22 protein-coding genes and 1 pseudogene are annotated in these 20,451 nt (G+C 75.2%); 11 read left to right on the plus strand and 12 right to left on the minus strand.

Translation table 11 applies throughout. From position 1 onward, the window contains the following. Positions 1-10: 10 nt before the first annotated feature. Entirely contained in the window at positions 11-1,879 is a 1,869-nt protein-coding gene (locus CNX65_RS22415; protein WP_157767785.1) for a non-ribosomal peptide synthetase, read from the minus strand. Positions 1,880-2,260: 381 nt separating this feature from the next. On the opposite strand from CNX65_RS22415, the gene CNX65_RS22420 reads away from it, so the two are divergent. The 4 genes from CNX65_RS22420 (at position 2,261) to CNX65_RS22435 (ending at position 8,292) form a co-directional block, all read left to right on the plus strand. Then, on the plus strand, positions 2,261-2,755 hold the full coding sequence (locus CNX65_RS22420; protein WP_096495533.1) for an FBP domain-containing protein: 495 nt from the start codon (positions 2,261-2,263) through the stop codon (positions 2,753-2,755). A 42-nt stretch (positions 2,756-2,797) separates the two neighbouring features. Next, positions 2,798-4,081 (plus strand): condensation domain-containing protein, encoded by a 1,284-nt coding sequence (locus CNX65_RS22425; RefSeq protein ID WP_096495534.1) that lies wholly within the window; start codon positions 2,798-2,800, stop codon positions 4,079-4,081. After that, entirely contained in the window at positions 4,078-5,844 is a 1,767-nt protein-coding gene (locus tag CNX65_RS22430) for a non-ribosomal peptide synthetase (RefSeq protein ID WP_096495535.1), read from the plus strand. Before CNX65_RS22425 ends, CNX65_RS22430 begins: the two co-directional genes overlap by 4 nt. A gap of 366 nt (positions 5,845-6,210) precedes the next feature. Then, a complete protein-coding gene (locus tag CNX65_RS22435; protein WP_096495536.1) occupies positions 6,211-8,292 on the plus strand; it encodes a HelD family protein in 2,082 nt (693 codons plus the stop codon). On the opposite strand, the pseudogene CNX65_RS22440 reads toward CNX65_RS22435, so the two are convergent. Then, positions 8,207-8,509 (minus strand): annotated as a pseudogene (locus tag CNX65_RS22440) (MMPL family transporter); the annotation flags it as partial. The gene CNX65_RS22435 and the pseudogene CNX65_RS22440 overlap by 86 nt on opposite strands. A 116-nt stretch (positions 8,510-8,625) precedes the next feature. On the opposite strand from CNX65_RS22440, the gene CNX65_RS35580 reads away from it, so the two are divergent. Beyond that, the gene (locus CNX65_RS35580; protein WP_157767786.1) at positions 8,626-8,769 is read left to right on the plus strand and encodes a hypothetical protein; all 144 of its coding nucleotides are present in this window, start codon (positions 8,626-8,628) and stop codon (positions 8,767-8,769) included. 53 nt (positions 8,770-8,822) lie between these two features. Further along, positions 8,823-9,470: a VanZ family protein gene (locus tag CNX65_RS22445; RefSeq protein WP_096495537.1), complete on the plus strand. Its 648-nt coding sequence runs from the start codon at positions 8,823-8,825 to the stop codon at positions 9,468-9,470. Here CNX65_RS22445 and CNX65_RS22450 read toward each other — a convergent pair. The 5 genes from CNX65_RS22450 to CNX65_RS22475 form a co-directional block, all read right to left on the minus strand. Beyond that, positions 9,385-10,527, minus strand: coding sequence for a sensor histidine kinase (locus CNX65_RS22450; RefSeq protein ID WP_096495538.1), 1,143 nt, complete (start codon positions 10,525-10,527; stop codon positions 9,385-9,387). The genes CNX65_RS22445 and CNX65_RS22450 overlap by 86 nt on opposite strands. Beyond that, on the minus strand, positions 10,520-11,188 hold the full coding sequence (locus CNX65_RS22455; RefSeq protein WP_096495539.1) for a response regulator transcription factor: 669 nt from the start codon (positions 11,186-11,188) through the stop codon (positions 10,520-10,522). Before CNX65_RS22455 ends, CNX65_RS22450 begins: the two co-directional genes overlap by 8 nt. 88 nt (positions 11,189-11,276) lie before the next feature. After that, positions 11,277-12,413, minus strand: a complete 1,137-nt coding sequence (locus tag CNX65_RS22460; protein WP_096495540.1) for a S1 family peptidase — start codon at positions 12,411-12,413, stop codon at positions 11,277-11,279. A gap of 327 nt (positions 12,414-12,740) precedes the next feature. Then, on the minus strand, positions 12,741-12,980 hold the full coding sequence (locus CNX65_RS22470) for a hypothetical protein (protein ID WP_096495542.1): 240 nt from the start codon (positions 12,978-12,980) through the stop codon (positions 12,741-12,743). Between the two features lie 90 nt (positions 12,981-13,070). Next, complete coding sequence (locus CNX65_RS22475; RefSeq protein ID WP_096495543.1) at positions 13,071-13,337, minus strand: hypothetical protein; 267 nt, start codon at positions 13,335-13,337, stop codon at positions 13,071-13,073. 349 nt (positions 13,338-13,686) lie between these two features. Here CNX65_RS22475 and CNX65_RS36335 point away from each other — a divergent pair, with 349 nt between their 5' ends. Then, a complete protein-coding gene (locus CNX65_RS36335; protein ID WP_177154310.1) occupies positions 13,687-13,968 on the plus strand; it encodes a hypothetical protein in 282 nt (93 codons plus the stop codon). A gap of 12 nt (positions 13,969-13,980) precedes the next feature. Here the strand turns inward: CNX65_RS36335 and CNX65_RS22485 are convergent, their stop codons facing one another. Beyond that, positions 13,981-14,880 carry an alpha/beta fold hydrolase gene (locus CNX65_RS22485; RefSeq protein WP_232519957.1) on the minus strand — a complete coding sequence of 300 codons (900 nt, stop codon included), beginning with the start codon at positions 14,878-14,880 and terminating at the stop codon, positions 13,981-13,983. 244 nt (positions 14,881-15,124) lie between these two features. On the opposite strand from CNX65_RS22485, the gene CNX65_RS22490 reads away from it, so the two are divergent. Together CNX65_RS22490 and CNX65_RS22495 are read left to right on the plus strand one after the other, a co-directional pair. Continuing rightward, positions 15,125-16,039 carry a trypsin-like serine peptidase gene (locus CNX65_RS22490; RefSeq protein ID WP_157767788.1) on the plus strand — a complete coding sequence of 305 codons (915 nt, stop codon included), beginning with the start codon at positions 15,125-15,127 and terminating at the stop codon, positions 16,037-16,039. Between the two features lie 73 nt (positions 16,040-16,112). Then, positions 16,113-16,514: an META domain-containing protein gene (locus tag CNX65_RS22495; protein ID WP_096495545.1), complete on the plus strand. Its 402-nt coding sequence runs from the start codon at positions 16,113-16,115 to the stop codon at positions 16,512-16,514. Positions 16,515-16,523: 9 nt separating this feature from the next. Here the strand turns inward: CNX65_RS22495 and CNX65_RS22500 are convergent, their stop codons facing one another. The 4 genes from CNX65_RS22500 to CNX65_RS22515 all read right to left on the minus strand — a co-directional run bounded on the left by CNX65_RS22500 (position 16,524) and on the right by CNX65_RS22515 (position 18,781). Next, positions 16,524-16,922 carry a hypothetical protein gene (locus CNX65_RS22500; protein ID WP_096495546.1) on the minus strand — a complete coding sequence of 133 codons (399 nt, stop codon included), beginning with the start codon at positions 16,920-16,922 and terminating at the stop codon, positions 16,524-16,526. Further along, a complete protein-coding gene (locus CNX65_RS22505) occupies positions 16,919-17,227 on the minus strand; it encodes a type VII secretion target (RefSeq protein WP_096495547.1) in 309 nt (102 codons plus the stop codon). Before CNX65_RS22505 ends, CNX65_RS22500 begins: the two co-directional genes overlap by 4 nt. Positions 17,228-17,332: 105 nt before the next feature. Then, on the minus strand, positions 17,333-18,187 hold the full coding sequence (locus CNX65_RS22510) for a maleylpyruvate isomerase family mycothiol-dependent enzyme (RefSeq protein ID WP_157767789.1): 855 nt from the start codon (positions 18,185-18,187) through the stop codon (positions 17,333-17,335). 159 nt (positions 18,188-18,346) lie between these two features. Continuing rightward, on the minus strand, positions 18,347-18,781 hold the full coding sequence (locus CNX65_RS22515) for a hypothetical protein (protein ID WP_096495549.1): 435 nt from the start codon (positions 18,779-18,781) through the stop codon (positions 18,347-18,349). A gap of 264 nt (positions 18,782-19,045) precedes the next feature. On the opposite strand from CNX65_RS22515, the gene CNX65_RS22520 reads away from it, so the two are divergent. Next, positions 19,046-19,438 (plus strand): hypothetical protein, encoded by a 393-nt coding sequence (locus CNX65_RS22520; RefSeq protein ID WP_177154362.1) that lies wholly within the window; start codon positions 19,046-19,048, stop codon positions 19,436-19,438. Positions 19,439-19,757: 319 nt separating this feature from the next. Beyond that, positions 19,758-20,411, plus strand: coding sequence for a LuxR C-terminal-related transcriptional regulator (locus CNX65_RS22525; RefSeq protein ID WP_096495551.1), 654 nt, complete (start codon positions 19,758-19,760; stop codon positions 20,409-20,411). Positions 20,412-20,451 lie beyond the last annotated feature (40 nt).

Below are 20,451 nucleotides of genomic sequence, written 5' to 3' on the forward strand. Positions count from 1 at the left end.
CCCTCGCTCCTCACCGGGTGGACCGGTCGCCGAGCAGCGCCCGGACCTGGTCGTCGGACATGTCCTGGATCTTGGCGGCGAGCAGGGCCTCGACCTCCTCGGCCAGCTCGGCGACCACGGGCCGGTCGAACACGACGCGGACCGGCAGCTCCACGTCGAAGCGGTGGCGCACGCGCGCGGTGAACCGGGTGGCCAGCAGCGAGTGCCCGCCGAGGTCGAAGAAGTCGTCGTCCGCGCCGACGCGCGGCACGCCCAGCAGCTCGCGCCACATGGCGGCGATGGCCTCCTGGGCGGGTCCGCTGGGCGGGGTGAAGCCCGCGTCGTCCGCGTCCGCCAGGGGGCCCGGCTCGGGCAGGCGGGCGCGGTCGACCTTGCCGTTGGCGTTGAGCGGGAACGCGTCGAGCACCACGACCCGCGCGGGCACCATGTGCGCGGGCAGCCAGTCGGCGAGCGCGTCGCGCAGCGGCTCGGGCCGGGGAGGCTCCTGGGCGTCGGCGGGCGTGACGTAGCCGACGAGCTGGTCCGCCTCGCCGAGTCGGCGCAGCAGGACGGCCGCGTCGCGCACCAGCGGCGAGCGGCGCAGCGCGGCCTCCACCTCGCCCAGCTCGACCCGCATCCCCCGGATCTTGACCTGGTGGTCGTCGCGGCCGACGAACTTCACCGTCCCGTCCGGGCGGCGGTAGCCCCGGTCGCCGGTGCGGTACAGGCGCCCGCCGGGCTCGAACGGGTCGGGGCCGAACGCCGCCGCCGTGGCCGCCGGGTCGCCGAGGTAGCCCCTGGCCAGGCCGACGCCGGAGATGTGCAGGTCGCCGACCTCGCCGAGGGGGACCTCGCGCAGCTCGGCGTCCAGGACGCGCACGTGGTTGCCCGTCATGGGCAGGCCCACCGACGCGGCCCCGGTGTCCTCGGCGTCGGCCGGGCCGCAGGTGTGGTTGGTGGAGTCGATCGAGACCTCGGTGGCGCCCCAGGTGTTGTGCAGCCGCGTCGACGGCAGCAGGTCGAGGAAGCGCCGGACGGTGGTGGTGGGCAGCGCCTCGCCGCTGGAGGTGACGTCGCGCAGCGCCGACAGGTCCCAGCGGTCGCGGTCGCGGGCGATCTCGTCGAGCAGCGCGGCCAGCATGGTCGGCACGACCTGGAGGTAGACCGAGCGGTGGCGGTGCAGGGCGTCCAGGACGGCGATCGGGTCGCGGTGCGCGCCGGGGTCGAGCAGCGCGACGCGCGCGCCCGCCGCCAGCGGCCAGAACAGCTCCAGCGCGGCGTCGTCGAACGTCAGCGTTGTCTTGTGCAGCACGGTGTCCCCCGGCGCGAGCCGGTGGGCGCGCTGCGACCAGGCCATCCGGTTGACCCAGCCCGCGTGGCTGCTCGCGACGCCCTTGGGGACGCCGGTGGAGCCGGAGGTGAAGTAGACCGACACGAGGTTGTCGCCCGCCGCGCGCCGGTCGGGCGGGGTGGGCGCGGGCTCGGCCTCGGGGGCGAGCGCGGTGACGTGGCCGGGCAGCAGGGCGCGGTGGCGCTCGGCGACCACGCACGCGCGGGCGTTGGCCGCGGTGGTGATCCGCTCGATCCTGGCGGGTGGCAGCTCCGGGTCCAGCGGCAGGTACGCCCCGCCCGCCTTGAGGATCGCGAGCAGCCCCACGACCATGCCGAAGGAGCGGTCGACGCACAGCCCCACCACGTCGTCCACCCGCACGCCCGCCGCGACCAGGCGGTGGGCCAGGCCGTTGGCGCGGGCGTCCAGCTCCGCGTGGGTGAGGCGGGTGTCGCCGTGCACGAGCGCCGGGCGGTCGGCGCAGTCGGCGGCGCGGTCGGCCACGAGCAGGTGCAGCCCGCGCTCCGCCGACGGCGAACCGGCGCGGGCCCATTCCCCAGGATCGATCACAGCAGTCCCCCACCACGACAGGACGAGGCCGGGCAGCGGCACGCCACCCCGATTACCGACAATGATTCAGAACAGCGAATTCGACAATCATTCGGCCAACCGCCCGGCCAACGCGGAAAAGCGTCGACCGAACCGCCCGAACCAGAGCACCTTCCGCACCGATCACCGGCACCTGCGATCCCACAACTTCCTAGCACAGGGCCCGACGGGCTCGCAATCATCGCATAGCTGACCGAAGGGTCCTCCCGAACCACCCTTGCGCAGCCTTGCGCGACCCGACCCGTTCGGGTAACCGCGATTCCCGCCTTCCGGGTGTTTGACCCGCGCCGGAAGTCATGCATACTGGCCACGACGTCATGCCGGAATTACGGGGGTATCGGGGTGCGGCCGGCCCAGGCGGAAGAAATACGCAGGTGTTTCGCGAACTGCTCGAAGGGCGAGGCCAAAAAGCTCAGCCTGCCACCGGGGTTCGAGTCGACCGACTGGGCGAGCACGGATTTCCTGGGGTGGACCGATCCGCGCGCGGTCAACAACGCCTACCTCGTGCTGCCGCGCGGCGACGACCTGGTGGGGATCGCGCTGCGGGCCAACCAGGCGCGCGCGGGCGCGCTGCGCAGGTCGGTGTGCGCGTTCTGCGTGACCACGCACGCCATGTCGGACGTGGTGCTCTTCGCGGCCCCGAAGGCGGGCGCCAGCGGGCGCAACGGCAACACCGTCGGCACCTACGCGTGCGCCGAGCTGGGCTGCTCGTCCTACGTGCGGGGCAAGGCCCGCCCCGCGGTGCCGCAACCGGGCGAGAGCGCGACGCTGGAGGAGCGGCTCGCGCGGATGCTCGGCAACATCGGCCTGTTCGTCGACAGGGTGCTGGAGGCGTAGACCGCCCCGCAGGGCACCACCGGGACCCCCGCTGGAGGGCGTGTGGCGCACGAGGCTGTCCGGACCACCGAGCGAATCGCGCCGCTGCCCCCGGCCGCACTGGGCATCTGGTTCACCGAGCAATTCAACGGGCCGTCCGCCGTTTATCACATCTCGTTCACGCACCGCCTGCGCGGACCGCTCGACCCCGATCTCCTGGACCGCGCGCTCACCGCACTGGTCCACCGGCATGAACCTTTGCGCTCGCGGATCGACCTGATTGACGAGGAACCGCGACAGCGCGTGCTGACCCCCGCGCCTTTCTACGCCGAACGGGTCGAGGCAAAAAGCACGGGCGAACTACCCGTCGAGGTGGAGCGGCACATCGCGGAACACCGATCACGACCATTCAGGTTGGCCGAGGGCGATCCGTTCCGGGTGCTGCTGGTCCGCTTGGGCCCGGAGGACCACGTCCTGTCCGCCGTGCTCCACCACATCTGCGCGGACGGGTTGTCGCTGCCGGTGCTGTGCGCCGACCTCGCGGCGTTCTACGGCGGGCAGGAACCGCCGCCGCTGCGCGCGGGGTACAGCGACGTCGTGGAGCGCAGGCTGACCCGGCCGCCGGACGCCGAGGCCCTGCTGCGGTGGCGGGGGAGGCTGGCGGGCGCGCCGCCGCTGGAGCTGCCGACCGACCGGCCGCGCCCGCGCGTGCGGGGGACCGCGGGCGGGCACGTGCCGCTGCGGGTGGAGCCGGGGCTGGTGGAGCTGGCGCGGGAGTGCGCGCGGCGGCACGGGGCGAGCCTGTTCATGGTGCTGCTGGCGGTGTTCCTCACCGCCCTGCGCGGGTGGGGCGGGCAGGAGGACCTGTCGGTGGGGGTGCCGCTGTCCGGGCGGGAGGGCCCCGAGGAGGAGGCCATGGTGGGGCTGTTCACCAACACGGTGGTGATGCGGGTGGACCTGTCCGGCGCGCCGTCGTTCCCGGAGCTGCTGCGCAGGGTGCGGTCGGTGGCGTTCGACGCCTACGACGACGGCGACGTGCCGTTCTCGCACGTGGTGGAGGCGGTGTCCCCGCCCCGCGACCCGTCGCGGACCCCGCTGTTCCAGGCGGTGTTCACCGTGCAGGACTTCGCGGAGGACGAGCTGCGGCTGCCCGGTGTGACGGCCGAGCCGCTGCCCTCCCCCGGCGGCACGAGCGAGTTCGACGTGGAGCTGGAGCTGGCGCTGGACGGGGCGGGGCTGGTCGGTTTCGTCCAGTACGCCGCGGACCTGTTCGACCCGGCCACCGCCGCCGCCTTCGCCGCCGACTACCTGGGGTCGCTGCGCCGCGCCGTGGAGGAGTCCCGGTGAGCGCGGGCCCGGTGAGCGGAGTTCCGGGGGGCGTCCCGGCCGCGCTGGCGCGGATCGCCGAGGCCACCCCCGACGCGCCCGCCCTGCTCGACCGGGACCGCGCGCTGAGCTTCCGCGAGCTGCTGTCCGAGCTGGACCGGGTGGCGGGCGGGCTGGCGGTCGGCAGGGGCGCGCTGGTGGCGGTGCTCGCCGAGCGGCACTGGACGACCGTGGCGGGCGCGCTGGGCGTGCTGCGCGCGGGCGGCGCGTACCTGCCGCTGTCGCCGGGGGACCCGCCGGAGCGGCTGCGCGAGGCCGTGGCGGAGGCCGGGGCGGTCGCCGTGCTGGGGCGCGGCGCGGCGCGGGTGGACCTGGGCGCGCCGTTCCTGGCGTACGAGGAGCTGCGCGGGACGGCGCGCGCCACCACCGGCCCGGAGGACCTGGCGTACCTGCTGCGCACGTCCGGCTCCACCGGCAGGCCGAAGGGCGTGCTGGTGCCGCACCGCGCGGTGCTGGCGGCGGGCACGGCGCTGAGCGCCCGGTACGGGATCACCCCCGCGGACCGGGTGCTGAACCTGACCCCGCTGATCTGGGACACCGCGGGCGAGGAGATCTACGCGACGCTGTTCGGCGGCGCCGCGGTGGTGACCGACTCCAGGACCGAGCGGGCCTCGGCGCGGACCCTGCTGGACGTAATGGCCGAGCGCGGGGTGACGGTGGTCAACCTGGCCACGGCGCTGTGGGCGGAGCTGGCCGACCACGTGCTGACGACGGGCGAGCGGCTGCCCGCGTCGCTGCGGCTGGTGGTGATCGGCGGCGAGGAGGCGCGGGCGCGCACGGTGCGCCGGTGGTGCGAGCACGTGGACGCGGAGCTGATCAACGCCTACGGCCAGACCGAGACGGTGATGGTCACGCACGCGGCGGACCTGGGCGGCGCCGTCGGGCGGGCGCTGGCGGACGACGACGTGGTGCCGATCGGCCGGGCCCTGCCGCACATCAGGGAGGTCCTGGTCCCGGCGGGCGAGGGCGTCTTCGAGCTCCGGGTGGGCGGGCCGTCGGTGGCGTGGGGCTACCGGGGCGCCCCGGCGCTGACGGCGGACCGCTTCCCCCCGTGCGACGGGGACCGCCTCTACCGGACCGGCGACCTGGTGCGGGTGGGCGCGGCGGGCCTGGAGTTCGTGGGCAGGGCGGACCGGCAGGTGAAGGTGCGCGGGGTGCGCGTGGAGCCCGCGGAGGTGGAGCGGGCGGTGGTGTCGTGCGCGGGCGTGGCGGCGGCGGCGGTGTTCGCGGTGGGCGGGGAGCACCGGTCGCTGGTGGCCGTGTACGTCCCGTCGGCGCGGGACGCGGCGACCCCGGAGGGGGTGCGCGAGGCGCTGCGGGCCAAGCTCCCGGAGAGCCTGCGCCCGCACCACGTCCACGCCCGCGCCGAACTGCCGCTGACCGCGACGGGCAAGGTGGACGTCGGGGCGCTGCGGGAGCTGTACAGCGGGCCGGAGGCGGGAGCGGGGCCGGGATCGGGATCGGGGTCGGGCGCGGGACCGGGCGCGGAGCCGGAGCCGGGGGGCGCGTCGCTGCTGGAGGTGGTGACGTCGGTGTACCGCGAGGTGCTGGCCGCGGACGCCACCGGGGACTCGTCCTACTTCGACCTGGGCGGCGACAGCCTGCTGGCGATCCGCCTGATCTCCCGCCTGACGGCCAGGACCACCACCCGCCTGACGGTGCGGGAGGTCTTCGAGCACCCCACCCCCCGCGCGCTGGCCGCGCACCTGGGGCGCGCGGTGTGATCGCCGCCGTGGCGGGTTCGTCCCGCTCCGGGTCCTGCCCGCACCAGGGCGGAACCCGGCGTCGTCCCCGCTCCCCGGCCGACCGGTCGCGGTCACCGCTCCCCGGCCGAGATCGCCGATCCCCGGTCGTCCGTTCGAGATCTCCGGTCCCGCGCGCGTCGCGTTTGCCAATTCGCCGGGGATCTGTTCTCGACAACGGCAAAACCCCTGGTAGAACAGGGTTTCCCGGCGTTTTCAAGCCGGTGAGACAACCCTCTCCCCCCTGCGGGTCGATGCCCGTTCTCCCGCCCGTGACCCCCTAGCATTCCGCTTCGCCGAGAACCGGACGGCCCGGTCCGGGAGGCACAGCGATGCGAGGTCACCAGCATGAGCCCGACCCCCGACAGCCGCCGCTCCGCGATCGCCGAGGAGCAGGCGTTCCTGGACACCGCCACCGCGCTGCGCGACCGGGTGCTCGCGCGGCTGGCGGACGGGATGGCGGACGCCGAGCTGGACGGGGACCGGGCGCTGCACCGGGTGCTGCGCAGGCAGCACGACGAGCTGCTGCTCGCGTCCGACCGGCTCGTCTTCGGCAGGCTCGACGGGCTCGACGGCTCGGTGTGGCGCGTGGGGCGGGTCGGGGTGCGGGAGGAGGACGTGCGCGCCGAACCGCTGGTGCTGGACTGGCGCGCCCCCGCCGCCCGGCCGTTCTACACCGCGACGCCGGTGGACCCGCAGGGCCAGGCGCGGCGCCGCCACATCCGCACCGACGGCGCGGTGGTGGTCGGCGTGGAGGACGAGCCGCTCGACGGGTCCTCCGCCTCCGACCTGGTCGGCGAGGGCGCGCTGCTCGCGGCGCTGGGCGAGCGGCGCACCGGGCGGATGTCGACGGCGGTGTCGACGTTGCAGCGCGAGCAGGACGAGGTGGTGCGCGCCGAGGCGTCCGGGCCGCTGATCGTGCAGGGCGGCCCCGGCACCGGCAAGACCGTGGTGGCCCTGCACCGGGTGGCGTACCTGCTGTTCACGCACCAGCGGGTGGCCGACCGGGCGGTGCTGGTGCTCGGCCCGTCGCCGCGCTTCCTGGACTACATCGCGCAGGTGCTGCCCGCGCTCGGCGAGACCGCCGTGGTGTCGGCGACCTGCGACACCCTGGTGCCCGGCGCCGAGGTGACCCGCGCCGAGGACCGGGTGGTGTCCGAGATCAAGGGGCGCGCGGCGTGGCAGCCGGCCCTGGAGGAGCACGTGGCGGCGCTGCGGCCCCGGCCGCGCGACCTGGAGCTGCGCTGGGAGGGCGAGCGGCACGTGGTGGACCGGGCGGTGGTCGCGCAGCTGCTCGCCTCGGTGCGGGCCCGGCCGCACCACCCGGCCAGGACCGCGTTCGCCGAGCAGCTGCACCAGGTGCTGGCCGAGCAGGTCGCCGAGCACCGCGAGGCCGCGCTCGCCGAGGTGGAGGAGGGCTTCGAGGACGTCCTGGCCCGCGTCGACCGCAGCCTGGACGGGGCCGTCCACGACGGACCGGCCGCGGGCAGCGACGTGGACGGCAGGCTGTCCGAGGAGGAGGTGGACGAGTTGCGCGCGGCCATCGCCGGGCACCCGACCATCGCGAGGTTCGTCGAGCACTGGTGGCCGACCCTGGACGCGGGCGCGGTGCTGCGCGGGTTCCTGGCCGATCCGGTGCTGCTGGGCGGTTTCCTCACCCCGGAGGAGGTGGCGCTGGTGGTCGCCGAGCCGGAAGCCCTGGCGCCCGGCGACATCCCGCTGCTCGACGCGGTGGCCGACCTGCTCGGCGACGTGGAACCCCCGCGCGGTCAGGCCGAGTCCGTCGCGGACCGGGCGCGGGCACAGCGCGGCTGGACGTACGGGCACGTCGTGGTGGACGAGGCGCAGGAGTTGTCGGAGATGCAGTGGCACATGGTCCTGCGCCGCTGCCCGGCCAGGTCGATCACGGCGGTCGGCGACATCGACCAGGCCGAGGCCTCGCACCGGCACACCAGCTGGGCGCAGGCCGTCCGCGCCACCCTCGGCGACAGCTGGACCGCCGCGGAGCTGACCATCTGCTACCGCACCCCGAGCGAGGTCATGTCCCTGACCGCCCCGGTGCTGGAGAGGGCGGGCAGCCGCAACTCCCCGCCGCGCGCGGTCCGCTCCTCCGGCGTCACCCCGTGGGAGCGCTCCACCACGGCGGCGGACCTGCCGGGCGCGGCGCGGGAGGCCGTGGCGGAGCTGGCGGGGCGCTGGCGGGGCGGCACCGTCGGCGTGGTCACCGCCCGCGCGCACGTCGCACCCCTGAAAGCCTTGCTGGACAACGACGTCCCGGTCCTCACCGCGACCGAGGCCAAGGGCCTGGAGTGGGACGCGACCCTGGTGGTCGACCCGGAGGGCATCAGCGCCGAACCGCGCGGCTGGAACGGGCTGTACGTGGCGCTGACCCGGTGCACGCAGGAGCTGGGGCAGCTGCGGATCGCCTGAGCCGGGCCTTGGCCAGCCGGGCGGAGCGGCCGAGCAGGGACAGCACGGCGGGCACGATCGTCATCCGCACCACGAACTCGTCCACCGCCACCCCGAACGCCAGCGCGAACCCGAGCGACTTCACGATCGCGTCGTCCGCGAGCACGAACCCGGCGAACACGCTGATCACGATCAGCGCGGCGGCCGCGACCACGCGGGCTCCGTGCCTCATGCCGGAAGCCGAGCCGCCACCACCGAGGCGACCTGCGGCGCGCGGGTCTGTCGCACCGGTGGTCGCCGGAGCAGTTCAGCCTGTTCGCGTGCGTCTTCGGCGGCGCGGGCATCGGGGACTCGGTGCGGACGCGGCACGCGTACGCCGCCGAGGTGACCGAGCGGGCCAGGCAGGCCGAGGAGACCCGCGAGCAGGAGGCGTGCACGCGGGCGCGGCCGGGCACGCGCTGCGGGACCGGCTGCCCGCACTGCTGGCCGGCCCGCTGACCGCGGGGGTTTCGAATACGCCCCCGATAGGCCCGGCGGGCTTGACTGCGCCCATGCCTGGAACGCCGCGCACGCGCGGGATCGTGCTCACCACCGCGGCCGTGCTGGTCCTCGCCGCCGTCCTGCTCGCCCTGCGCCGCCCGCTGATGATGTCCGCTCCGGCGTGCGCGGCGGGCCGGTGGCACGGGTGCCTGGACACCGAGAACGGCGTGGTGCTCGTGGCGCTGGTCGGGGCGCCGGTCGCCGTGCTGGCCGCGTGGGGGCTGGCCCGGCTCCGGGGCGCGGGGTCGTGGCGCGCCTCGGTGGCCGAGGTCGGCCTGGTGTACGGGACGGTCCCGTGGTTGTGGATCACGCTGATGCCGGGTGAGCGCGCGGGCGAGGTCCCCGGCAGGCTGAGCCTGGTCCCGCTGGCGGACCTGCTGGAGATGGGGCCGCTGGGGGTCCTGGGCAACCTGCTGGTGTTCGCGGCGCTGGGGTTCTTCGCCCCGGTGCGCTTCCCGGCGCTGGCGTCCGCGCCGCGCGTGCTGGCGCTGGGCGCGGTCTGCTCGCTGCTGGTGGAGACCGCGCAGTGCGCGTTCCGGCTGGACCGGGTGTCGTCGGTGGACGACGTGCTGCTCAACGCGACCGGCGCGGCGCTGGCCGCGCTGGCGTCCCGCCGCTGGTGGGCGCGCTCCCCTCGGCGAGCGGCAGCGCGACCGTGACGCGCAGGCCGCCCTCCGGCCGGGCGACCAGGCGCAGGGTCCCGCCGTGCGCGTGGACGACGCCGCGCACGATGGCCAGCCCGAGCCCGACCCCCGCGTGCCCGTCGGCGCGCGTGCGGCGCGCTCCCCGCTGGAACGGCTCGGTCAGCGTCGGCACCAGCTCCGGCGGCAGCGGCGGCCCGGTGTTCTCGACCTCCAGCACGCCCGCCCCGTCCCGCTCCCCCGTGCGCACCAGCACCCGGCCGCCCGAGTTCGCGGGGAGGTTGTGCGCGACGGCGTTCTGCACCAGGTTCAGCACCACCCGCAGCAGCAGCTCCGCCGACCCGCGGACCACCGCAGCGCCACCGGTGACGTCGAGCGCCGTCCCGCGCCGCTCGGCCAGCGGCAGCAGCGCCTCGGCGGCCTCCTCGGCGAGCAGCGACAGGTCGACGGGCTCGCGCACGAGGTCCCCGCCCTCGCCCCTGGCGAGCAGCAGCAGCGCCTCGGTCAGGTCGATCGCCCGCCGGTTCGCGGTCCGCAGCCGCGCGAGCGCCTCGCCCCGGTCCCACGCCGGGTCGTCGCGGGCCACGTCGAGCAGCGCCTGGGTGATCGCCAGCGGGGTGCGCAGCTCGTGGGAGGCGTTGGCGGCGAACCTGCGCTGCTCGGCGACGTGCGCCTCCAGCTTCTCCAGCATGGCGTCGAACAGGTCGGCCAGCTCGCGGAACTCGTCCGCGCGCCCCGGCAGCCGGACCCGGTGCGAGAGCGAGCCGCCCGCCACGGCGCGCGCGGCGTCCGAGAGGCGGGTGAGCGGGGCGAGCACCCGGCCTGCCAGGAACCAGCCGCCGACCAGCCCGGACACCAGCAGCACCGCCAGCGCCGCGGCAGCCGCGGGCCCGAACATCCCCACCAGCAGGTACCGGTTCGGCGAGACGCCCAGCAGCCCCTGGTCGTTGTCGGGCACGTACCGCAGCAGGTACAGCCACACCACCGCGAGCAGCACGGCTCCGGTGACCAGCAGCAGCGCGGCGTAGCTGAGGGTGAGCCGGAGCCGGACGCTCAGCCCCGGCGGCCTAGCCACGGCCCGTGTCGATCCGGTAGCCCACCCCCGGCACCGTGGTGATCACCCACGGCGGCCCGAGCCGCTTGCGCAGCGCCGAGACGGTGATCCGCACGGCGTTGGTGAACGGGTCGGCGTGCTCGTCCCAGGCCCGCTCCAGCAGCTCCTCGGCGCTGATCACCCCGCCGCGCGCGGCCACCAGGACCTCCAGCACGGCGAACTGCTTGCGGGTGAGGGGGACCGGCCGCCCGTCGCGGAAGACCTCGCGGCGGAACGGGTCCAGCCGCAACCCGGCGATCTCGTGCACCGGCGGCCGGGCGTGGGCGCGCCTGCGGTCGAGCGCGCGCAGCCGCAGCACCAGCTCGCGCAGCTCGAACGGCTTGGTCAGGTAGTCGTCGGCGCCCAGCTCGAACCCGGACGCCTTGTCGTCGATGCGGTCGGCGGCGGTGAGCATCAGGATCGGGGTGCCCCGGCCGGAGGCGACGACGCGCCTGGCGACCTCGTCGCCGGACGGTCCGGGGACGTCGCGGTCGAGCACCAGCAGGTCGTAGGCGTTGACGTCGAGCAGCTCCAGGGCGGTGTCGCCGTCACCGGCGACGTCGGCGGCGATGGCGGCCAGCCGCAGCCCGTCCCGGACGGCCTGGGCCAGGTGGGGCTCGTCCTCCAGGATCAGCACGCGCACGCCCGGCAGCCTAGGCGGCGCGGGTTGTCGTGGGCGTATGCGAACGCGGGTCCCGCCCCGGCGCGGGCCGCGCCGGGGCGGGGTCGGGTCACGGGGTGACCAGGGACAGCCCGTAGACGCTCAGGATCTCGCGGACCGGCTGGTACCAGGTCTCGCCGCCGGAGGAGCAGTTGCCCCAGCCGCCGGAGGTGACGCCCTGGGCCTGGTCGCCGGTGATGAACGAGCCGCCGGAGTCGCCGGGCTGGGCGCACACGCTGGTCTTGGTCATCTGGTGCACGGCGCCCTGCTGGTAGTTGACCGTCTCGTTCTTGGCCAGCAGCGTGCCGCAGTGCCAGTGCGTGGTGGAGCCGGAGCGGCAGATCGAGCTGCCGACCGGGGCCTCGTTGGAGCCCCGGACGAGCCGGTCCGGGATCGAGCCCCAGCCGAGCACGACGGGGGCGTTCCACCAGCCGTTGCCGGTGCGGATGAAGGCGTAGTCGTTGCCGGGGAAGGAGGACCCGGCGAAGCTGCCCATGGCCGACCCGTCCCAGCCGACCACGGAGCTGCCCGCGCCACCGCAGTGGCCCGCGCTGACGAAGCCGCCGTGCACGGAGAAGCCGATGGAGCAGCGGGTGTTGCCGTTGATGTAGTACGGGTCGCCGCCGACGGTGCCCGCCGCGAACGTGGCGGGCCGCGCGGAGACCTCCTCGACGACCACGGGGCCGAGTTCCCGCGCGGCGTCGACGAAGTCGGCGGAGCCCTTGGCGTCGTGCACGGTCACGACCAGCGCGCCCCGCTTGGGGTCGACCCGCCAGGCCGCGACGCCCTCGGGCGCCGTGACCCGGTCGAGCTCGGCCTTGGCCGCGTCGAGCGCGGCGAGGGTGCGGTCCACCCGGACGACATCGGCGCCGGTGGCGCGCACGGCGTCGGCGGCGGCCTTGTCGTCACCGGCGAGGCCGACGACGAGCTTGCCGCGCTCGGCGTCGAACCAGGAGCCGCCGAACGCCGCGCCCGCGGCGGCCCGCGCCCTCGGGTCGACCTCCATGGCGGTGGCCTCCTGCCGGACCCGCGTGCGCGCCTGGTCCTCGGTGATCCCGAGGTCGCGGCCCATGGCGGCGGCGTACGCGTCGTTCGCCTGCGCCCGCAGGTCGGGTCCCGCGACGGAGGTGCCCCCGCCCGCCACGACCGCGCTCAGCACGAGGGCGGCCCCCGCTAACGACGCGCCGAACTTCCTCACGTTGCCCATGTGCTCTCATCTCGTTGCAGGGTCAAGGGAGAGCGCTCTCATACGACACGGTGACGCCTCGGCCGGGCTTCGTCAAGGCTGTGGTTCGGACCAATTCGGAACCGGCCGCCCGGCGGTTCCGGCAGCGTCCCGCCGTCCACAGAGGACGGTCGGCGCGACGCCCCTCGGGCGCCGCGGGGGTCGCCCGCGAGGCGCACGGCTCCCCCGGCGAAGCACAACCGAAAGACCCGCCTGGCGACCGGCCGCGAGCGGGGCCTCCCCCCGACGCGGGCAGCGCGGCGGCGAGTGGAACGGCTCGCTGGGCGCGGGCGCCACCACCACGTTCGGCTACCTCGGCACCGGCTCGGCGACCACCCCAGCCCTGTCCTGCACCAGCCCGTGACGCGGCCAGGACGTCGCCGGCACCGGCGGGCTCGCCCTGGCGGACTCCCCGTCGACCAGGTAGGACGAGTTGTTCAGCTCGCCGGTGACCTGCCCCGACGTGATGGGGGCGGTGACCCGCGCCGTGATCGTGAACGCGCTCGTCACCGGGGCCAGGCGCCCCCACGAGCGGCGCAGGAAGATCATGGGGGTGGTCGCCGCGGACCTCCCGCAGCCACCCGTCCCGCCCGACCCCGCAGGTGTCGTCCGCGTTGCCGGTGCAGGCGGCGGTCGCGGTCAGGACGACGGTGTCGCCGACCCGCAGGTCGGTGGTGTCGCGGTCGGCGGTGAAGGCCAGCGCGCCTCGGGTCGCGCCCACGCGGTGCCCGACGGCACCGCCTGCAGGTTGTGGACCACGTACGTCCCGTCCGCTCCCTGCCGCCACGACTCGCCCAGGTACCGCGAGGCAACGCAGGCCATCCGGTCGACCAGCCCCGGCTCGTCGTCCTGCCGGACGCCGCCCCCCTCGCCGACCGCCCCGTCGACGTCCCGGCGACCGCGCACACCGCTGTGATCGCGATGATCCCCACCAAGCGCGCTCCCGTGCTGCCCATCCCGCGTTCCCCCGGTTCGTTCCCGCTCCCCGGCACGGCGAACAGCCCGACCTCGCGGCCGGGTCGCGGCGCGGTGGACCCCCATCTTTGCGGAAAGCGCGCTCCCCATTGATCAAAACACTTCGAAATTCGGAATCATGCGAATCACAGTGGAATACAACCACCCCCTCGTGTCCCGCACTTCCACATGACGAGAACCAGCCCGCGCGACATTCTCACTGCGCCAGCGAAAGCGGTAAAGGAAACCCGTGCTATTCGCCTCACCGGACGCAGGAGGGGACGCGCCCCAGGTCACGGGCATGACGATGCAGGAGGACCACGATCTCCCAGGGGTCGCGCCAGCGGGGGACGACGTGTCCACCGCAACCGCGCCGATCTTCGAGGAGAACGCCTTGCAACGCCGCGGGGGCGTGCCAGCCGGGTTCACCCACCTGGTCGGCGGGCAGCACGACACCCCGGAGTGCTGCCGGCAGTTCACCCGCCGCCCGGACGACACCGGGCAGCAGTGGTCGCCCCTGAACCCCGCGGACCACCACCGCCTGGCGCACGCCGTGGCCGAACGGCCGGCGGGCGCGCGCTGACGGCCGCCGACCTCACCCGAGGACGAACTCCCGGACGACCGCGCCCACCTCGCCCCAGTCCGGCCCGAGCCAGACGAAGTGGCTGTCGGCCAGGCTCTCCACGAGCACGGCTCGCGGCAGGGCGGCGGTGAGCGCCTGGGCGTGGGCGAACGGGACGGCGCCGTCCCGGCGGGTGGCGACGACGAGCGCGGGCTGCGCCACCGGCGGAACGCGGTCGGGGAACGCGGCCAGGTCGTTGCGGAACCCGGAGCCCGACCGCATCCGCGACAGCAGCGCCACCAGGTCCGCGCGCTGCTCGGCGGTCAGCGCGGCCAGGACCAGGCGCGCCCGCGAGGTGGACAGGTCGCCCAGCAGGACCCGGAGCGCCGCACCGGGCCGGATCCGCAGGAGCAGGCGCAGCGCCGCCCAGACCGGGCGCTCGGTGGCGGGCGAGAAGGCGGCGCGGGCGGCGAGGCGGGTGCGCCGGTCCGGCCAGGGCAGCGGGCCGACCGCGCTCCACAGCACCACGCGCGCCACCAGGTCGGGGTGGCGTGCGGCGAGCGCGAGCGCGGTGGGCCCCCCGGCGGAGACGCCCACGACGGCGGCCAGCCGGGTGATCCCCAGGTGCTCGCACAGCTCCCGGACGACGTCCGCGAACCCGTCCGGCGTGCCGCCCGTCGACAGCGGGGTGCGCCCGTAACCGGGCCGCGAGGGGACCAGCACCGAGCAGCGCCCGTCGGCCAGCGCGTCCTCCCCCAGGGCGAGCCCGGCGCGCAGGTGCCCGCCGTGGAGGACCACGACCACCTCGTCGCCGCGCCGGTCGAAGCGGTGCTCGACGACCCCGCCAGGCAGCCGCGCGAGCGCCGTGGGCAGGTCGACGCGGATCGGGGAGGCGGGGTGCGGCACGGTCGGCTCCAGGCGTCGGCGGGTCACGACGCCGACCAGGCTTCCCGGCACACCAGGCCCAGTGCGGGCGATGCGGCCACCGTACCGCCAGCTCGTCCGGCGCGGAAGCGGATCACCGCTGTCCAGCGGCTCCCCACCGCCCCTCCGGGCAGCGAACCCCGCCCTTCCGGCCGGCATCCGCCCCCGCCCGCGCCCGCCCGGTATCGGCAGCCGTCCGGCCGCCCCCTACCGGTGCGAGCGGCGGCAGGCCGCACGACCACGGGGAGGACCCATGTCGATCCGAACACCGCGCCGGAGACTGGCCGGAGCGCTGGCGCTCGCGCTGGCGGCGTCCGCGCTCGCCACCACGACCGCGACCGCCACGCCCGACGCGCTGACCATGGTGAACGGCGAGGGCAGGACCATCACCCTGCCCGCCGCCGCCACCTCCGCGCTGAGGTCCGCCGCCGCGGGCAGCTCGGGCACCACGACCACCCCCGACCGCAAGCCCTCCCCCGACCTCGGCGCCGCCTCGGTCATCGGCGCCGACGGCCGCGTCCCGGAGTCCGCCCCGTCCGCCTTCCCCTGGGGCGCCATCGCGCACCTGGAGACGAACCGGGGCGGCTGCACCGGGTTCATGCTCAGCCGCGACGTCCTGGTGACGGCGGGCCACTGCGTGCACTCCGGCGGCAGCTGGGTCACCTCCTACCGGGTCACCCCCGGCCGCACCGGCGGTTCCGCGCCGTTCGGCAGCTGCGGCGGCGGCATCGCCGACGTGTGGACCACCAGCGCGTGGATCAACGGCTACCCGAGCGACCACGACTACGGCCTGGTCAAGCTGACCTGCGACCTCGGCTACCGCACCGGCTGGTTCGGCTGGTGGTACAGCACCGGCGAGAACCTCGTCGGGCAGCACCTCTACGCGGAGGGCTACCCCGGCGACAAGCCGTTCGGCACGATGTGGTGGGACGGCGACAGCGCGTACTCGCAGACCGCGAACAAGCTCTGGTACTGGATCGACACGGCGCGCGGCCAGAGCGGCTCGCCGGTCTACCACTACAACTCGACCACGCCGGGCCTGTGCGCGGGCTGGTGCGTGACCGCCATCCACACCAACGGCGTCGCGGGCGGCACCCCGGCCAACAGCGGCACCCGGCTGCGCCCCGACGTGATGTCGTTCGTCGACTACTGGATCTCACGACCGTGAGCGGATCGGGGGCCGGGCCCGCGGGGTCCGGCCCCCGTGCAACCGGGGAGGTCCGACGCCCCGTCCTGCCGCCATGACGCGCTTGCTGCTGTTGGCGTTCCTGCTCACCGCGTGCGGTCACGCCCCCGCGAGCGAGCCCCCGCCCCCGCTGGGCGCGTTCACCGCGACCGCGGCGACCGCCCAGGGCGAACCCAGACCGTTCGCACCCGGCACCGAGGTGCGGGCCACCTTCACCGACGACGGCCGCCTGGTCGTGCGAGGCGGCTGCAACACCCTGTCCGGCCAGGTCGACACGAGCGGTGGCGAGCTGACCCTGACCGAGGCCGCCACGACGGAGATGGCCTGCGACGCCCCACGCACCGAGCAGGACCGCTTCCTCACGGCGCTGCTCACCGCGACCCCGACCTGGCGCCTGGACGGCGACACCCTGAGGCTGACCACCCCGGACGCCGAGCTGACCCTGACGCGGACCTGAGCCGCCCCTTCAGGACACCGGAACGACGACCCACCCGCCGTCGAACGCCAACTCCACCCGGTCCCCCGCCCCGAACGCCTCCACGACCGCCATGGCCGCAGCCGCGCGCACAGCGGACACCTCGATGTCGGTCAGGTCCACCTGGACGTGCAGGACCTCCACCACGCCCCCGCGCCGCCCCACCACCCCGAGCCCGTCCCACGCCCCGGCAACGGCCGCGTCGACGAACTCCCGGTCGCTCCCCGGCTGGAGCGAGGACCGGTCCTCGGGGTCGACCGCCCACACCACCGCCCCCTCGAGGGCCCCGTCCACCACCCGCACCCGAACCTGCCCGAAGTACCCGACCCCGGCCCGCTGCCGCCGCACCCGGTGCTCACCGACGCGCCCGCCAGCGGCCCCGCCGCTCACCGCGCCATGCCGTCGAGCTCCGCGGACTGCGCGCTCTCCCGGTCGTCGTACTCCCGCGACGTCTCGCGCAGCGTCGTGGCGTTCTCCGCCACCGCCTCGACCGCCTTGGCCAGCGCGTTCACGCCCATCTCCTCGAACGGCTGGAGCAGCGCCGCGAACGGCTGGCAGATCACCCCGTACGCCGAGTCGTCCATCGTCACGGTGCGGGCCGCGTCCACCGCCCCGTTGAGCCGCTCGGCGAGGCCGTCGACGCGGCCCGCCAGCGCCGCGATCTCACCCGTCAGCACCTCGTACCCACTGGGCACCGCTCACCCCCAGATCGCTGTGGTCGCCCACCATCCCATGACCACGACGCGACGCGGCCCCGAGCGGTTCCCCCCACCCGCTCCCCGAACGGGTGAAACCAGGGATCAGGGCGTCCGGGTCCGCCGGAAGTACGCCAGCGCCACCCACGGCCTCGGCCGCGACGCGGTGATCGTCCCGGACACCAGCGCGCCCGCCAGCCCGATCCGCCGGAACAGCGCCAGCATGAACACCGACGGCGTGAACCGGACCACCGTGTCCGCGCTCCCGTCCGGCCGCACGACCGCCAGCCTCCGCTCCCCGCTGACCACCATCACCGGCGTGGTCCGCGCCGACCGCAGCTCCACGCGCAGCTCGCGCCCGCCCCCCGACCGGGACAGCAGGTGCCGGGTGTCCGCCCCGGCGCCGAGCAGGCGCATCAGGAACAGGTCGAACGCCAGCGCCGCCTCGTCCTCGGGCACGTCCCACCGCGCCCCGGTGGCGCGCGCGACGTCGAACCCGTGCAGCAGCAGCTCGTTGAGCTGGTGGGCCAGGAGCGTCGACACCGGCAGCCTGGCCCCGCCCAGCCACGGCCGCGGCTCGTCCGGGTCGAGGTCGGCGCTGCGCTCGAGCAGCAGGTCGACGTGCTCGCGCAGGTACGCCCCCAGCGCCTCGGGGTCGCGGGCCGGGTACCGCCGCAGCGCCCGCGCGTTCACCGCCGCGAGGTCGGCGAGGGTCATCTCCCGGCAGGCGCGCGCCAGGTCGGGGTCGTCGAACGCGTCGCGGCCCGCCATCAGCTCGGCGTTCATGCCGGACACGATCGCGGTGTGCGCGGCGGCCTCGTCGGCGCTCCAGCCGCCGATGGCGGCCCTGGTGGGCGGGGGCGCGGAGGCGATCAGGCGCGCGAAGCGGTCGGTGGTGTCGGACAGCGCGGCGCGCAGCGCGGGCCACCGGTCCCCGGTCTCCTCAAGCAGCACGTCCACCGGCCTCCCGCTCGCTGTGGCGATCAGGGGCCCAGGCAAGCAGCGGGCTACGGGGAGCACAAGGGCCGCGGGCGCGGCCGGTGGGGCGGGGAGAGCGGGACGGCGCAGGTCACGGGGTTACCCGGCGGGCCGGGGATGGCTGCTGGACCCCGAAGCCGCTCAGCGCAGCCGGACCCAGCCGACCTGCGTCTCGTCGGTCCCGCCGTTGGTGGAGACCGACTCCAGCACCACCTGGCCGCCGAACCGGTACAGCGGGTAGGTCAGCGTGCTGCCCGCCTGCTTCACGTCCTGCTGCCCGGCGGGCTCGCCGTCCACGTACACGCGCAGCACCGCGTTGTGGCGCTGGGCGACGTCGTCGTTGGCCCGCACCTCCAGCTGCGACAGGTAGGCGGGCCGGTCCAGGGTGAAGTAGAGCCGGTTCTCGGTCCCGCCGCACTCGGCGCCGCCGATGCACCGGTCGACGACCTTTCCCCACGGCAGCGACGGCACGGAGTAGAAGTACGATCTGGCCGACGCCGGTGTCGCGGACGCGGTTCCGGCGAAACCCGCGAGCAGGCAGAGCGCGGACAGCAGCGCGGCGGCGGACTTCCTCATGGTGGACCCTTTCCCTCGGTTTCCGGCAAAAGCCGGTCGAGCGTAGCTCCGGGAAACCCCCGCGAAGATTCACCGCGAGCACCTTCACCCGGCGGGTATTTCCCGCCGTCCCCCGAGGCGGGAGATCGCTACCGTCCGCGAACGGCGACCCCGGCGGTCCCTCCGCGCGCCCCGACCCGCCGGTGTGCGGTGTTCCCGCCCGTCGCCCCTGGTGGACGTGAGATGCTGCCCCTGTTGTCCCCTGATGGCGAAGGGCAGATGAGCGTGACCACCTGGACCGATGTGATCAACTACGTCCGAACGCGGTCCGAGGTGCTGGAGGAGTCCGACACCTGGCTGCGCTTCCGCGTCGAGGTCTCCGACACCCGCACCCAGCAGGTCTCGGTGCAGCGCGTGCCGCAGGAGGACGGTTCGACCTGGCTGGTGCTGTCCTCCCCGGTCGGCTGGGCCGAGAAGATCGACCAGACCCGCTTCCTGGAGCTGGCGGGCGCCGCGCCCGTCGGCGGCGCGGGCGTCGTGGACGGGGTGGCGCTGCTCAAGCACACCGTCGTGCTGGGCGAGCAGGGCGTGGTGGCCGAGTTCGCGACGCCGCTGGGCCTGCTGGTCGAGCGCGCGGACGCCTTCGAGCACGAGCTGACCGCGGCCGACCAGTTCTGACCGCGAGCCGGACGCCCGCCGCCCGACGCGCGGCGGGCGCCACCCGGTTCCCCTTTCCTCCCCTTTTCCCGGAATCGGCCCCGACGCCCGATCCGGAATTCCGCGGTGAATCACGAGCGGTGAATCACGACCCGGCCTCCCGGACTGCCCCGAACGGACGCCGGGGACGCCCGCGTTCCGCCCGTTCGGCACGCCGCACACTCGTTCACCGTCGACCGGACGCGCATTGCCCCCGCGCGAGCGCGGTTCCTATGATCGCTATCGCTCGCGGACCCGCAAGCAGGTCGCCTCGCCGCCGTTCCGATGGTTAGGGGTATTGATGCGCCAGTGTCACGACCACCGGGGAGAGCGCTCTCACGAACCGGTCGACGGCTCCCTCTACCGCTCGGTGTTCGAGCGCTCGGGCCTGGGCATCGCCCGGCTCGACCCGCGCGGGCGGATCGTGGAGGCCAACACCGACCTGCTCGCCCTCCTGGACCGCCCGCTGAGCCAGATCCGGGGACGCGACTTCACCGACCTCCTGCACCCGGCGCTGCGCCCCGCGCTGGAGCGCGGCCTGGCCTGCCTGGCGACCGGCGAGCGGGGCCGCTTCGCCGAGCGGGTCGCGGCCGTGCGCCCGGACGGCAGCACCGCGCCCGCCGCCATGACCGCGATCGCCGTCCCCGGACGCGGCCGGGCCGTCTCGGCGCTGCTGGTGCTGCTGCGCCGCTCCGCGGAACCGCACGGGGACGCGGCGGCCCCGCTCAGCGACGTGCACGCCCGCATCCTGGAGGGCGTGGCCGCCGGGGAGAGCACCGCGCAACTGGCCACCACGCTCTTCCTGACCCGCCAGGGCGTCGAGTACCACCTGGGCACGCTGCTGCGCAAGCTCAAGGCCCCCAACCGGACCGCGCTCATCTCGCGCGCCTACTCCCTCGGCGTGCTGAGCCCGGCCGACTGGCCCCCCAAGGTGGAACCCGCGTTCGTGAAGTGAGCGCGGAACCGGGAACGCAACACCGGGAGCACCGGAGGAG

Source organism: Actinosynnema pretiosum (genome assembly GCF_002354875.1).
Lineage (GTDB): Bacteria > Actinomycetota > Actinomycetes > Mycobacteriales > Pseudonocardiaceae > Actinosynnema > Actinosynnema auranticum.